We start from the raw sequence: 14,782 nt of genomic DNA, 5'->3' as shown, positions 1-14,782 counted from the left end.
ACCGGGTCTCGTACGAACTGGATCTGACCGGTCCGTCCAGCGCCGTGGACACTCCCCCGCCGCCTCCGACCCCGCCCCGCCGCCCGCCGACGCGGTGGCGGTGATCGGGGTGGGTCTGCGTCTGCCGGGCGGCATCCACCGGCTGGACCAGCTCGGTCACGCCCTACGCGAAGGGCGCGACCTGGTCGGCACCATGCCCCCGGACCGCTTCGACATCGGCGCCCACCACACCCGCCGCCCGGGAAAGCCCGGCACGTTCCCCTCCACCGCGGGCGGATTCCTGCCCGAGGCGGACGTCACCGGCTTCGACACCTCGTACTTCGGCATCGCCCCCAAGGAGGCGTCCCGTATCGACCCGCAGCAACGGCTGCTGCTCGCCTGCGCGGTCGAGGCCCTCGACGACGCCGCCCTCGACATCGACGCCCTGGCCGGGAGCGAGACCGCCGTCGTCACCGGTGTCTCCACCCACGACTACGCCGACCTGCAGGCGCGCCGCCTGCGTTCGAGCAATCCGTACACCACGACCGGCGGCTTCCTGTCGATCACGGCCAACCGGGTCTCGTACGAACTGGATCTGACCGGTCCGTCCAGCGCCGTGGACACCGCCTGTTCCTCCGGCCTGACCGCGCTGCACCAGGCGTGTGAGCAGCTGCGCTCCGGCCGCAGCCCGCTCGCCCTGGCGGGCGCGGCGAACCTGATGCTGTCGCCGGGCCCCTTCATCGGCTTCGCGCAGGCCGGAGTGGTCTCGCCGACGGGGCGCTGCCATCCCTTCGGGGCCGCGGCCGACGGCTTCGTCCGGTCCGAGGGTGCCGTGATGCTGGTCCTGAAGCCCTTGGCCGCCGCGCTGGCCGACGGCGACCGGGTGCACGCCACCATCCTGGCCACCGCGCTCAACTCCGACGGCCGCACCGTGGGCCTCTCCGCGCCGAGTTCCCGCACCCAGGCCGCGCTGCTGCGCCGGGTGTACGCCACCGCCGGTGTCGACCCGCGCGATCTGTCCTACGTGGAGGCGCACGGCACCGGCACCCTGGTCGGCGACCCCGTCGAGTGCGCGGCGCTGGGAGAGGTGCTCGGCAGCCGACGCTCCGGCGCCCCGCTGCCGATCGGTTCGGTCAAGTCCAACCTCGGGCACCTGGAGGCGGCGGCCGGGATGGCGGGGGTGCTGAAGTCGTTGGTCGTGATCGCGTCCCGGTCCATACCGGGCACGCTGCACGCCGATCCCCCCAACCCGAAGATCGACTTCGACCGCCTCGGGCTGCAGCCGGTGCTCGCCGCCCGCCCCGTCACCGGCAGCGGGCCCATCGTGGTCGGCGTCAACTCCTTCGGTATCGGCGGCGCCAACGCGCACGCCGTCCTGGCCGCACCGCCTGCCCCGGCGGCGGCGCCGGACCGGGCCGCCACCGCCGCGCCGGGCATCGGCACCGCGGCGCGGCCGGTGCCGGTCGTCGTCTCCGCGCACACCCCCCAGGCGCTGACCGCCTCCCTGGAGTCCTGGGCGGAGCACTTCCGCGCCCTGGCCGCCGACCCCGCGCAGGGGCCCGGGGCGCTGTACGACGCCGCGTTCACCGCATGCCGCCGACGGACCCGGCGCCGCCACGCCACGGCCTTCTTCGCGACCGACCCCGCCGAGGCCGCCGATGTCCTCGCCCGGGCGGCACGCGGGCTGGACGCCGGTACCGCCACCGAGCGCCTGGCGGGCGGCGGCCGGATCGGCTTCGTCTTCTGCGGGAACGGCTCGCAGTGGACGGGCATGGGGGCCGAACTCCTCGACCGGGACCCCGCGTTCACCGCCGAGGTCGACGCCGTCAGCGAGGAGCTGGAGCCCCTGCTCGGTTGGCGCGTCCGCGACGATTTGGCCCGCCCCGACGCCTGCCGTGCGGACCGTACGGAAGTGGCGCAGCCGCTGCTCTTCGCCGTCCAGGCGGGGCTGGTCGCCGCCCTGTCCGCCCGGGGCGTCGATCCGCACGCCGTCATGGGGCACAGCGTCGGGGAGGTGGCCGCCGCCTACTGTGCCGGTGCCCTCACCCGGGCGCAGAGCTGCCGCGTCATCGCCGCCCGCAGCCTCGCCCAGGCCACCACCGCGGGTTCGGGAGGCATGGCCGCGGTGGGGCTGGGCGCGCACGCCGCCGCGGAGCGGCTCGTCGCGGCGGAGTTGGACGGCCGTGTGGAGATCGCCGCGATCAACTCCGACCAGGACGTCACCGTCGCGGGCCCGCACGAGGACCTCGCGGTCCTCGGCGCCGCGCTCGACGCCGACGGCGTCTTCTTCCGGGACCTGCGCCTCGACTACGCCTTCCACACGAAGGCCATGGATCCCGTGCGGGACCGACTGGCCGGTGCGCTGCGCTCGCTGGCTCCCGGGGCCTTCCGTATCCCGATGGTCTCCACGGTGACCGGCCGCGCCGGGACGGGGGACGCGCTGGACGCCGGGTACTGGTGGGACAACATCCGCCGCCCCGTCCGCTTCCACCAGGCGGCCACCGAACTGACGGCCGGGGACACCGCCTGCGACATCCTGGTCGAGATCGGCCCGCACCCCGTCCTGACCGCCTATCTGCGGCGTGCCACCGCCGGGACCTCCGCCTCCGGCACGATCGTTCCCACCCTGTCCCGGACGTTCGCCGGGGTGGACGCGGTGCAACAGACCGTTCTGCGCCTCCTCGCCGCCGGGGCGGCGGTGGACTGGGACCGCCACTTCCCCCGTCCCGGCGCGGTGGCCGACCTGCCGCCGGTGGCGTGGCAGCTCGAACGGCACTGGAACGGCGACGCATCCTGGTGGCGGGAGGACGCCTCCGGCGAGGAGACCACCGGGGCCCACCCCCTTCTCGGCTCCCGCCAGCCCGGGCCGGAGGCCACCTGGCTGCACCGTCCGGACACCGACCGGCTGTCGTGGCTGGAGGACCACCAGGTCGCCGACGCCGTCGTGTGGCCCGCCGCGGGCTTCGTGGAGATGGCGCTCGCCGCCGCGCGGAGCCGACACGACGCACCGGTCGAGATCACCGGTCTCTCCCTCGACCGGGCCCTGACCCTCGACCGGAGCACCGACCCGACGGACCCCACGGACGGCGACGACGTCCAACTCGCCACCCACCTCGCCCGGGACGGTCGGCTCACCATCCGGAGCCGCACGGGGGAAGGGGAGTGGACCGACCACGTCCGCGCCGGGGTGCGGAGTCTGCTGCGGCCACAGCGCCCCCGTCTCGACCTCGCCGCCCTCGAACGCCGTCTGCCGCACGAGCGTTCCGCCCCCGAGCACTACGCCGCCGCCCGACAGGCCGGTCTCGGCTACGGACCGGCGTTCCGGCCCCTCGACCGGCTGCGCACCGGGCCGGACGAGGCCGTGGCACGCTACGCGCTCCCCGCGCCGCTCCGGCCCGAACCAGGGATCACCGCCCACCCCGCGCTGGTGGACGGCGCCCTGCAGACCTGTCTGCCGCTGATGTTCACCGCGGAGCGGCCCGCGCCGTTCCTGCCCGCCCGGATCGCCACCGTCCGCAGCTGGCGGCCCCTGCCCTCCTCCGGCTTCACCCATGTCACCCGCACCACCGGCTCCGACACCCTGTGGGACATCGCGGTGTGCGACGACGGCGGCGAGGTGTGCATGGAACTGCTCGGCTGCGCGCTACGGCGCTTCGACACCGCGCCCGGCGACGCACAGGACCGCCTCACCGAGGTCCTGCGCGCGGCGCCGCTGCCCGGCGCCCCGGCGCCCGGCCGGAGCCCGCTGCCCGCCCCGCAGACGCTACCGGACCTGGTCGGCAAGGAGGACGACGCCTCCCTGGAGCGGCTGCACCGGATCAGCGACGCGCTCCTGCCGCGCCTCCTCGACGTCTGCGCCCACTTCACGGCCCAGGCGCTGCGCGACCTGCTCCCCGCCGCGAAGCACTCCGCGTTCGGTCTGGCCGACCTCTTCGCCGCGGGGGTCGAGACCCGGCACACCGAGCTTCTCGGCGTGCTGCTGCCCCAAGCCGCCGACCACGGTGTGCTCACCGCCACCGGGCCCGGCGCGTGGGGCCTGACGGCCGCGCCGCGCCCGGAGGAACTGTTCGGCCGCCTGCTCGCGGACTTCCCCGACCAGAGCGTCACCGCCCTCACCTACGGTGTGTGCGGGGGCCGCCTCGCCGATGTCCTCACCGGTGACGCCAACCCTCTGGAGCTGCTCTTCTCCGAGTCCGACCAGCTCGCCCAACGGTTCTACGAGGCCAGCACCTTCTTCGCCCCGCACACCCGTGCGCTCGTCGGCTGGATCCGCGGTGTCGTCGACGGCTGGCCCGCCGACCGGCCGCTGCGCATCCTGGAGGTCGGCGCGGGCACCGGCGCCACCACCGCGGCGCTCCTGCCCCATCTGCCGCCCGAGCGCGTCCACTACACCTTCACCGACGTCTCCCCCGCCTTCTTCCCCGCCGCCGAGAAACGTTTCCACGCCTACGACTTCCTCGACCACCGGGTGCTGGACGCCGGTGGTGACCCCGTGGCCCAGGGCTTCGAGCCAGGCGCCTACGACCTGGTCATCGCCGCGAACATCCTGCACGCCACGGGCGACATCTCCCGCGCCCTGCGCGGTATGGCGACGCTGCTCGCCGACGGCGGCCATCTGGTCGCCCTGGAGACCCACAGTGTGGAACTGCTGGCGCCGGTGTTCGGCCTGCTGGACTCCTTCTGGCTCTCCACCGACCACGGCGTCCGGCCCGACGGCCCGCTGGTGCCCTACGACCGGTGGCCCGGGCTCCTCGCCGACTGCGGCTTCACGGCCACGGGCCACTACGACGCCACCACCGCGGACCGGCCCTATGTCTCCCTCCTCGTCGCGGAGCGCGACGCCGCGGCCGTACCCGACGAGGCGGCGGACCGTACCGCCGGGCGACAGCCGGACGCCGCCACGGCGCCCGACGGCGCCACGCGGCGGTCCTGGCTGCTGAGCACGCCCACCGCCGACGCGCCCAGCCCGTTGCTGGACCGGCTGACCCGGGCGCTGCGCACCGCACACCCCGACGGCGGTGTCCACCACCTCGCGGCGGGGAGCGATGCCGACGCCTGGGCCCGCGCGCTGACCGGGGCGGCGGACGGCCCCGAGGCCGCGCGACCGGTCAGCGATGTGCTGCTGCTCGCCGAACCGGCCGCCGGAACCGGGCCGCAGCACCACACCGACCACGCCGTACGGCAGCTCGCCGCGCTGCGTGACCTCACCCTTGCCTGGACCCGGAGCCCGCAGCCGCACGGAGGGAGCCTGCGCGTCTGGATCGTCGACGCCGACGGTCAGCGACCCCCGACCCCGCCGCCCTCGCCCCATGGCGCCCCGCTGTGGGGCGCCGCGCGGAGCCTGGCGAACGAACACCCGTCGCTGGGCGTACGCCGGATCGCCCTGGCCGAACCCGGCGACGACGCCACGCTCCGGCACCTCCTGCACGAACTCCACCATCCGGAGGACGGCGCCGCCGCGGCGGGCGGCGCCGAGGAGTCCGTCGACGACGAGGTGGTCCTCACACCGCACGGGCGCTTCGCCACCCGTGTCACCCCGCTGCCCGCCACCGAGGCCACCTCCGGAACCGAGCCCTGCTACGCGCTCCACGTCGACGCACCCGGACGGCATCCCGTCGTCACCTGGCGCGCCACCCCCGCGCTCCGCCCGGCCGAGGGGGAGGTCCTCATCCGGACCGCCGCCGCGGCGCTGAACCATCAGGACCTGCTGACCGCGACCGGCGACGGCGCCCCGGCAGCGGCCCGGCGCCACGGCTTCCTCGGCCTCGGGCTGGACTGCGCGGGAACCGTCACCGCGGTCGGCCCCGGCGTCACCCGGTTCGCGCCGGGCGACCGTGTCGCGGCGATGGCCCACACCGCCCTGGCCTCCCACGTCCTCACATCCGCCGACCACGTCGTCCCGCTCCCCGCCACCATGGAGTTCACCGCGGCGGCCATCCTGCCCACCGCGTTCCTCACCGCCCACCACGCCCTGCGGCAGTGCGCCGACGTCACCGAGGACGACACCGTCCTCGTGCACGCCGCCGCCGGGGGCGTCGGGTTGGCCGCCCTGCGCCTCGCACAGCACGCCGGTGCGCGCGTCATCGCCACGGCGGGTACGCCCGCCAAGCGGAGTCTGCTGCGCCTGCTGGGCGTCGAGCACGTACTGGACTCGCGCACCCTGGACTTCGCCGAGCAGATCGCGGACCTGACCGGCGGGCGCGGTGTCGATGTCGTCCTCAGCGCCCTGCCCGGCGAGGCGCGCCTGCGCAGCCTGCGCCTGCTCGCCCCGCAGGGACGCTTCGTGGAGCTGGGCCGCGGCGACGCGGAGCGGGACCAACCGCTGCCCGTGGCCCGCAATGTCTCGCTCTTCGACGTGGACACCCTGGACCTGCACGAACGGCGGGCGCCCGTGGTGCGGCGCCACTTCGCGGCGCTGGCCGAAGCCGTCGCCACCGGCCGCTGGACGCCGGTGCCCCATCACACGTTCCCCGCGCACCGCTTCGGGGAGGCCCTCGCCCTGCTGCGCCACGCCCGGCACATCGGGAAGGTCGTCATCAGTTTCGACACCCCGCCGCCGGTGGTCGGCGCGGCACCCGCGGGCCCGCTCGACGCGGACGCCGCCTATGTCGTCACCGGTGGCCTGGCGGGCTTCGGCGCCGTCACCGCCCGCCACCTCGCCGCCCGCGGCGCCCGCCATCTCCATCTCGTCGGACGCCGCGGCACCCGCACGCCCGGCGCCCCGGAGCTGCTGGAGGCGCTGCGCGCCGCGGGCGCCGAGGTCACCGTGCACCGCGCCGACCTCACCCGGCCCGGCGCCCTCGACCCGGTGCGTACCGCGCTGCGGGGGCGGCGGTTGGGCGGTGTGGTGCACGCCGCCATGGTCCTCGCGGACGCGCCCCTGACCGATGTCACCGACGCCCAGTTGGAGACCGTCCTCGCCCCCAAGATCACCGGGCTCCATGCGCTCGCCGCGCTCGCCGCGGAGCACGCTCCCGACTTCTTCCTCGCCTACAGTTCCATCGCCGCCCTCGACGGCAACATCCAGCAGGCGCCCTATGTGGCCGCCAACGCGGCGATGGAAGCGCTGATCCGGGCCCGGCACCGGTCCGGCGATTCGGCCCTCGCCGTGCAGTGGGGTGTCATCGCCGACGCCGGATACGTGCACCGCAGCGGGCGCCTCGACGAGATGGCCTCGTACGGTATGGCCCCCGTCGGCGCCGCCGACGCGCTCGCCGCTCTCGACCGGCTGCTCGCCACCCGGACGGGGCCCGTCGTCGCGCTGGGCCGCTTCGACTGGGACAGCATCAGCCGCGCGCTGCCGCGGCTCAAGGCGCCCCGGACCGGCGCGCTCCTCCCGCCGCGGCATCTGAGCACCGACAGCCTCACCACCTTGCGCGGCAAGGTGGCCACGGTGAGCACGGACGAGGCCCTCGCGCTGATCGAGGACCGGATCGCCGAGTTGGCCGCCGCCGTCCTGCACACCCCCGTGGACCGCCTCGACCGCACCGCCCCGCTGAACCTGCTCGGCATCGACTCCCTGATGTTCCTCGAACTCTCCACGGCGCTGCGCCAACACCTCGGCTGCGACATCCCCACCCTGGAGCTGATGGGCGTCGCCCACCTCCCCGACCTCGCCGAACGGGCCCTGCACCGCATCCGGCAGCAGGACTCCCCCGACCCCACCCGGACGCCCGCCGTCCCGGAGCGGAGTGATCACGCATGAACGTCCACGGCTCGACGGCCGGTTCGGCCCGCGCCACCGGCGCCCTCGACGAACCGGACTTCGTCGCCCTCCGCCCGGCCACCGGCGCCCCCCACCGCCTGCGGCTGTACTGCATGCCGCCCGCGGGGATGAGCGCCCCCTACTTCCAGACCTTCGTGCCCCATCTGCCGACCGCGGTCGCCGTGCACGCCCTGCAACTGCCCGGACGCGGACGCGCCACCGGCACGCCGGTGCACACCGACCCGCACCGCCTCGGACAGCTCCTCGCCGCACGCATCCGCCGGGACGACGACGGCCACCCGTACGCCGTCTTCGGGCACAGTGTGGGGGCGCTCGTCGCCCAGGAGACCGTCCGGTGCCTCACCCGGCAGGGGCACCGCCCGCCCACCCTGCTCGCGCTGTCCGCCATGGCCGCCCCGCACCACCCCGACTTCACCGCGAAGGCTCCGGATGTCCTGCTCGGCGGGCGGACGGAGATCGAGAAGCTCTTCGGCCGCCTGCCGCACGGCCCCGGCGGCGATCCCCGGGGGCTGATCAACGCCTGGCTTCCGATGCTGGCCGATCTGCTCCTCGCCCTGCAGTTCCCGCCCCACCAGGGACCACCGCTCGACACCCAACTCGCCCTCTACGGAGGCGAGGACGACCCCGTCATCTCCCCGGAGTCGTTGGCCGGATGGAACGACCTCAGCAGCCAACCGGCCACCCCGCGGCTCTTCCCCGGCGCTCACACCTACCCCCTCGACAACGTCGAGGCCCTCGCCGCCCGGCTCACCGCCGACCTCGCCACCTCCCTGCGCGGGTGGGTGTGTCCGGACGACGGCCCCGGCTCCTCGGCCGGGGAGTGCCCGGTCGGCGCGCTGCGGAACGGGGTCCGCTCATGAGCCGCGGCCGGGTGCCGGTCCCGGGGCCGCTCCCGCCGTGAACCGGCCTCCTCCTCCCGCCTGCCCGGCCGTACGCGGCGGGAGCGGGAGGAGGGTGCGGGGCCGGTGCGGCGGCACGGAGTGCGCCGCTCACCGGCCCCCGGTCACATCAGCCGTGGTAGCGCGCCACCACCTTGGTGTACTCGTACGGCGCCTGCTTGACCCCGCTGCACGAGTCCGCGTCGAGGCCGCGGGTGCAGGAGCGGTCGCGGTTGACCGACCAGAAGGTGAACCGGGCGAGGTGGTGCCGCTGGGCGTAGCCGAGCATCGTCCGGAAGTTGCGGACGCTGATGCGCTGCCCCTTCATGTCCGTCTTGCCGTTCATCGTCGAGATGCCGATGTGGCGGTAGGCGGTGTCGGACTTCACCCGGTACGCGGCGGCGACGGCGTTCTTCACCCCGTCGGCCGTCTTCATGGTGGTGGTGCCCATGGTGTGCGGGGTGTCGAAGTTGAAGGCCATGACGTTCCACCCGGTCACCGGGAGGTGCGCCGCACCGGCCCGCTTGATGAGGTCGCGGATGGTGTGGACGGGGCCGTCGGCCCGGCCGCTGAAGGTGACGTAGATCCTCAGGGAGGGGTTGGCCGCCTTGACCTTCTTCAGCGCGTCGACGATGCGCTGGCGGACGACGGGCTTGTCGTCCTCCGTATGCTCGATGTTGACGTCTATCGCCTTGAGCCGGTAGGCGCTGATCACCTTCTGGTAGGCGTGGGCGAGTGCGGTGGGGGTGGTGCAGGAGATGCCGAGCTTGTTGCCGCTCCAGCCGCCGAAGGAGACGGCGACATCGCCGCCCGCCGCCCGGATGTTCTTGACGGCCTTCTCCTCCGCCCCTCCCTTCAGGGGACGGGAGCCGTCCCACTTCGGGTTGCACGTACCGCCGGAGGTGATGAACGACAGCGTGAACTGCTTGAGGCCCGTGGCCTTCATGACGCTCACGGGGTTCTGCGGGTGCCCCCAACCGAGGTACAGGTAGGGCGCGTTGATGCCGACGGGGAGGGCGGCGGCCTGGGCTGCCGGGGCGGCAACCGTGGACGAGGCACACAGCGCACCCGCCGCGCCGCACGCGACCAGCGCCCGTCGCATCAGAAATCGACTCATGAACAGACCTTTCCAGGGGAGTTGGGAACGATCAATGTACGCAGAGATACGGGCGGACCGCGTCGGCCCGAGGGTTGACAACGGGCCGGGCCGCGGGAAGCGGCCCCCGCGGCGCGCCTCCTGCCGAAATCCGGTGGTCACATCGGCCCGGGGCGAGAAGAATCCCTGCTCATGACTGTGCTGACACACTGGCCGCTCGCCGGCCTGCGGTTGACCACCCCGCGGCTGGAGCTGCGCTCGCCGGACCCGGACGATCTCGCCGCGCTGGCGTCGTCGGCCGCCGACGGGGTGCACGACCCGGCGGTACAGCCGTTCACCGTGGCATGGACCGATGCCGAGCCCGAGCAGCGCGCCCGGAACGTCCTGCAGTACCACTGGCGCTGCTGGGCCGAGTGGCGGCCGGAGGACTGGGAGCTGAACCTGGTCGCCGTACGCGACGGGACCGTCGTGGGGACGCAGGGCATCGGCGCGCGGGACTTCGCGGTCCGCCGTGAGGTGGGCACGGGTTCCTGGCTGGGCCGGGCCCACCACGGCCAGGGGCTGGGGACCGAGATGCGCGCGGCCGTCCTCCAACTGGCCTTCGCCGGACTCGGCGCCCAGCACGCCGTCTCCGGTGCCTACGCGGACAACGCGGCCTCGCTGGAGGTCTCGCGCAAGCTCGGCTACCGCGAGGACGGCATCGAACGCCACGCCGTCCGCGGTGCGCCCGTCGAGCTGCGCAGGCTCCGCCTCACCGCCGACCGGTGGCGGCGGTACCGGTCGGTTCCCGTGCAGGTGGCGGGGTTGCCGGAGTGCCTGCCGTGGTTCGGTCTGCCCGGCGGCGGCGCCGCGGGCGGGTCCTGACGGCCCGCCCGCGGGGTTCTCAGACGGCCGTGGCCCGGCCCGGTGCGCGGGCCGGGAGGCCGAGGACGTCGACGGGGTGGACGCCCCGGCCGATCGACGTCAGGCCGTCGCGGACCGCTCCGGAGGCGAGGGCCGTCGCCTCCAGGACCGCCTGTGACAGCGGGAGGCCGTGCGCGCGCAGGCCGGTGATCAGCGCGGAGTGGGCGCAGCCCGCACCGTGTTCGGCTCCGGTGCGGTGGGCCGGGCGGTCCAGGCGCAGCGCCGTCAGGCCGTCGGCGAACCAGTCCTCGCCGTCGCCGCCGGACGTCACGACGACGGCCGGGGCACCCAGACCGATCAGGCGCTGCGCCAACTCCCCCGGCCCGGACGTCTCGTCGCCGGTGAGGAGGCGGGCCTCCGCGACGTTGGGGGTCAGGACGTCGGCGAGCGGGAGGAGCGCCTCGATCAGCGCGGCGCGCGCGTCCCGGCCGCCCAGTGCGCCACCGGCCGCGCTGACCATGACCGGGTCCACGACGACGGGCACCGCGAGGTCGGCCAGCAGCTCCGCGATGGCGAGCAGGTGCGCCGCGCTCCAGGTGGTGCCGACCTTCACCGCCCGGATGTCGAAGTCGGCGCGGACCGCGTCGAACTGGGCGCGCAGGAAGTCGACGGGCACGGGGTGGCGGCTCAGCACGCCGGTGGTGTTCTGGGCGGTCAGACCGGCCAGGACCGTCGCGGTGAAACAGCCGACCGAGGCCAGGGCCTTGATGTCGCCCTGGATGCCCGCGCCGCCGCCGGAGTCGGAGGTGCCGATGGTGAGGCACACGGGAGGTGCTGCGTTGTCTGGCACGGTGGTTCGACCCCTTCCGTCCGCGAGGAGCGCTCGGCGGACGGTGTCGGGCTCCCGGGTGGGCGGGAGCGGTGTACGCGTGGGCTGCGGGTACGGGTACGGCGGCGCGCCTACCGTGCCGGTGACGTCAGCGAGCGGTGGATGCCCCAGCGGTTCTCGACGAGGCGGGCGAACAGCGGGTGGAGCACGTCGAGGAGGTCCCGGTCGACGGTGCCCTCGTGGCGCCAGCGGGCGTGCAGCGCGAAGAGGATCACCACATCGGTCCAGTACCTCCCCAGCCCGAGGCCGTCGGCGGCGGTCGCGTCCAGGGTCAGCCGCCGCTTCCGCAGCGCCTCCTCCAGGGCCAGGACCTCACGGATGGCGGGCCAGTTGTCCTGCGCCGGCATCGCGGGGAAGGGCTCGGCGCTGACCTGCTCCGTCCGTGCGGCGAGGACCTTGTCCGCGACGGTGTCGTCGTGCCGGTAGAGGTGGTACGAGCCGACGGTGTGGGTGTACGAGCCCAGGTCGAGGCCGAGTTGGGTGGCCAGTACCTCCTGGAGGAAGGTGAAGGAGAAGACGTCGCTCACGGTGCCGCGGTAGGCGTCGTTGGCGCGCATGAAGGACACGGCGTGCAGCGCGCCCTCGCGGATCATGTACTGGAGCCCGAGGGTGCAGGCGACGTCGATGTTGCCCGGCACGAGGAGTTCCTCGGGGGCGAAGATCTGCATCACGGCGCGCTTGGAGTCGGCGTCCTGCCGGAGGGTGCGCGCGACGCTGTCCCACTGGTTGATTCCGGCGCCGCCGAAGCCGAACAACCGCGGCCCGTAGGCGGTTCCGGCCAGTCGCTGTCCGTCCGCGGAGTACTTCTTCATGGACGGCGCGTAGAACGCGATGAAGTCCAGTGCGTTGCTGCCGGACAGGTACCACAGCGATTCGGCGAAGTTGAAGACCAGGTTCAGCTTCCGTTCGGGGATCCGGACGATCCTCTCCCGGGGATTCGCGATCCGGTAGGAGACGCCGAGGATCTCCCGGCTGTGGAAGCCTCTGGGGGCGTTGACGAATTCGGGCGCGTCCCGGGCCGCCAGGAGGTTCTCCAGATAGGCGGCTTCGAAGGTGGGGTAGCTCAGGTGGGTGTGCACGGGGGAACTCCTCGTGAACTGTCGTGGGCCGTCGGCACGGCGGGCGGGGTGCGGGGAGCGGTCGGCGGCCACCTCACCCGAGGTCCTCGGGGTCGCTCCGGCGGATCCGGTCGAGCCGCCCGGCCACCGCCAGCAGCAGGGCCTGCCGCACGAAGACCGCGCCGTCGGCCTGATCGAAGTAGAGGTTGTGCGGCGTGCCGTCCAGATCGGCCCCCAGTTCCGAGAGGCGCGCCAGGGGGTGCATCACCAGGGCGTCGGGCTTGAGCGGGGTGTCGCCGTCGATGCGGAAGGCCGAGTCGAAGACCTCGTACTCGGTGCCGACCAGGGTCAGCGAATTCTGGTAGACGATGTCGAAACGGCCCACGTGCTGCCGGAGATCGGCGGTGCACACCACCGGCAGGGAGGCGTCGGCCAGCGCCTTCGCCAGCTCGGCGTCGAGCGGCTGCGGGTCCTCGGACACCACCGTCACCTCCCGCAGGAGATGGGGGAAGTGCACCGCTCCCATCAGCAGGAAGCTGCGCAGCGCCCGCATCCTGCGGGGTGTCCCGATGACTCCCAGGGAGCGCCTGCGCCCGGGGCGCAGCGGTATCTCGGCGCCGTCGCGGTCCGCGCACCGCTTGTGCAGGGCGTACCAGTCGGCCATCGCCTGGGTGGGGTGTTCCGCGCAGCCGTTGCCGCCGTTGATGAGGGGAATGTTCAGCCGGGTGGCGCGGATATCGTCCAGGGCGGTTCCGGAAGGGTGGCGGAGCACCACGATATCGGCGTAGGAATTCAGCATGACGCCGGTGTCGGCGAGACTCTCCCCTTTGTGGACGCTGCTGACCCGGCCGTCCGGAACGCTGATGACGGAGGCGCCCGACCGGTGTGCCGCGCTTTCGAAGGAAAGGCGTGTGCGGGTACTGGGTTCGAAGAACGCGGTGAGGACGATGACGCCCTCCAGTGCCCGGGAAGCGGTGCGCCGACCGGTCTCCAGATCCGACGCCAGGGCGAAGAGGGAGAGGAGCTGTGTCTGCGTCAGCTCGTTTACCTGAAGGATGGACGCGCCTTCCAAGCCGTACAGAGGAAGGAACCCGCCATCGTGGTGGGGGACAACGGCCGACTCGGCAGGAAACGAGATATAGGCACGTCGCAGGGGATGAACCACGGAGATACCTCCGGATTATGCCGTCCAGGCGCCGAAGAATTCGATGAGACCGATGAGACCGACCACGCCGCTCACTCGCGAAGCGGATAAGGGTGGTCGCGGTCAACTGACGCCACACTTCCTGGAGTCATGTCGGTGAGCATATGGACGCGCCACGGGGCCAGCAAGCCATGCCGACGTGATCACGTCATTCATCCGGCGCTTTCCACGACCGTTCCGGCGGCCCTTACACCTCTTCCCCGGGCTCTGTGGAATTTCCCGCTCCGCAGAATACGACCCTTGTATTTCTGCTGTTTGGGCGGAACGGATGAGGTTTGAGGCAGGCGTGGGGCGAGGGGTCCGCACGGGTGGGAAGTGGCGGCTGCGGACCGGTGCCGGGGCCGGACGCAGAGTGGCCGTAACGCATGAGGCGCGCGCTCCGAACGCCCGGAATCCGCGGCGCGAAGTACCGGGTGGAAGCCGGAACGTCCTGCTCGCAGGGGGGACGGAGGGTGGACCGACGGTCGCCTCCGTCGGAGACAAGCCACACCGCGCGGCCGGTCCGCGACGCGCTCCGCCGCCGCGCCGACGGGGGCGCCGTCCGGCCTTCTCCCGCTCCCCCGCCCCGGAATCAGGCTTCACGGTGGCACCGTGGGGACCCGGAATCGTCATGCCTCCACCCGCTTCACGCGAGCAACTCATGTGTCTCTAATCGCCCTATGCCACCGTCATGGGCTCCGGTAGATTTTTCTCCGACGAGGAGCCGCGTTCATCGGCTCCGCGGTGGCCGCCCCTTTTCCCGGGGAATATGGCCATGCCTTCACCCGCCCTGGACGGCGTTTCCAGGGGTCTTTCCTGTCGCATTCCCGAAGAGCGCAGCCCGCGAAGGGGGCGTCCATCCTGATTGCGGAAAACCTGCCACCACACGACGGTTCACCCTGTGCCCTTGGCCGCGGTTGCGCGGTGGGCCGGGCCGTCCAGCCCTTTTGACCGACGGCATTCACGGCGCTCCCGGACGGGAGGCGCCGCCGCTCCGCCACACCGGTGCCGCGCCGCGGCCCGGGAGCCGTACCGCGCCTGCCCGACCGAACGGTGTCGGGCGTGCGGACACCGGATTCCAGGCACTTTCCGCAGGAGAATCACCTTGACGGGGAACATGAGAACGACCG

At 73.4% G+C, this 14,782-nt stretch carries 7 protein-coding genes; 3 read left to right on the top strand and 4 right to left on the bottom strand.

Features of this window, described 5'->3' with window-relative positions; translation table 11 throughout:
* Nucleotides 1-109: 109 nt before the first annotated feature.
* Nucleotides 110-7,684, top strand: a complete 7,575-nt coding sequence (locus IF23_RS0107875) for a type I polyketide synthase (protein WP_245654927.1) — start codon at nt 110-112, stop codon at nt 7,682-7,684.
* Complete coding sequence (locus tag IF23_RS0107870; RefSeq protein WP_030281250.1) at nt 7,681-8,565, top strand: thioesterase II family protein; 885 nt, start codon at nt 7,681-7,683, stop codon at nt 8,563-8,565. The genes IF23_RS0107875 and IF23_RS0107870 overlap by 4 nt, the downstream gene beginning before the upstream one ends.
* Nucleotides 8,566-8,713: 148 nt before the next feature.
* On the opposite strand, the gene IF23_RS0107865 is transcribed toward IF23_RS0107870, so the two are convergent.
* Nucleotides 8,714-9,700, bottom strand: a complete 987-nt coding sequence (locus tag IF23_RS0107865; RefSeq protein ID WP_030281248.1) for a chitinase — start codon at nt 9,698-9,700, stop codon at nt 8,714-8,716.
* A 171-nt stretch (nt 9,701-9,871) separates the two neighbouring features.
* On the opposite strand from IF23_RS0107865, the gene IF23_RS31010 reads away from it, so the two are divergent.
* Nucleotides 9,872-10,543, top strand: a complete 672-nt coding sequence (locus IF23_RS31010) for a GNAT family N-acetyltransferase (protein ID WP_030281246.1) — start codon at nt 9,872-9,874, stop codon at nt 10,541-10,543.
* Nucleotides 10,544-10,562: 19 nt separating this feature from the next.
* Here the strand turns inward: IF23_RS31010 and thiD are convergent, their stop codons facing one another.
* From thiD to IF23_RS34350, 3 genes are all read right to left on the bottom strand, one after another.
* A complete protein-coding gene (gene thiD, locus IF23_RS0107855; protein WP_037677637.1) occupies nt 10,563-11,372 on the bottom strand; it encodes a bifunctional hydroxymethylpyrimidine kinase/phosphomethylpyrimidine kinase in 810 nt (269 codons plus the stop codon).
* Nucleotides 11,373-11,482: 110 nt separating this feature from the next.
* Nucleotides 11,483-12,490: a thymidylate synthase gene (locus IF23_RS0107850; protein WP_051739390.1), complete on the bottom strand. Its 1,008-nt coding sequence runs from the start codon at nt 12,488-12,490 to the stop codon at nt 11,483-11,485.
* Nucleotides 12,491-12,563: 73 nt separating this feature from the next.
* On the bottom strand, nt 12,564-13,541 hold the full coding sequence (locus tag IF23_RS34350; protein WP_051739388.1) for an aspartate/ornithine carbamoyltransferase family protein: 978 nt from the start codon (nt 13,539-13,541) through the stop codon (nt 12,564-12,566).
* Nucleotides 13,542-14,782 lie beyond the last annotated feature (1,241 nt).

Origin of the sequence: Streptomyces catenulae, assembly GCF_000718015.1 — a bacterium.
GTDB lineage: Bacteria > Actinomycetota > Actinomycetes > Streptomycetales > Streptomycetaceae > Streptomyces > Streptomyces catenulae.
The sequence above is the reverse complement of the archived record's forward strand: the minus strand, read 5'-3'. Positions and strand labels throughout refer to the sequence as shown.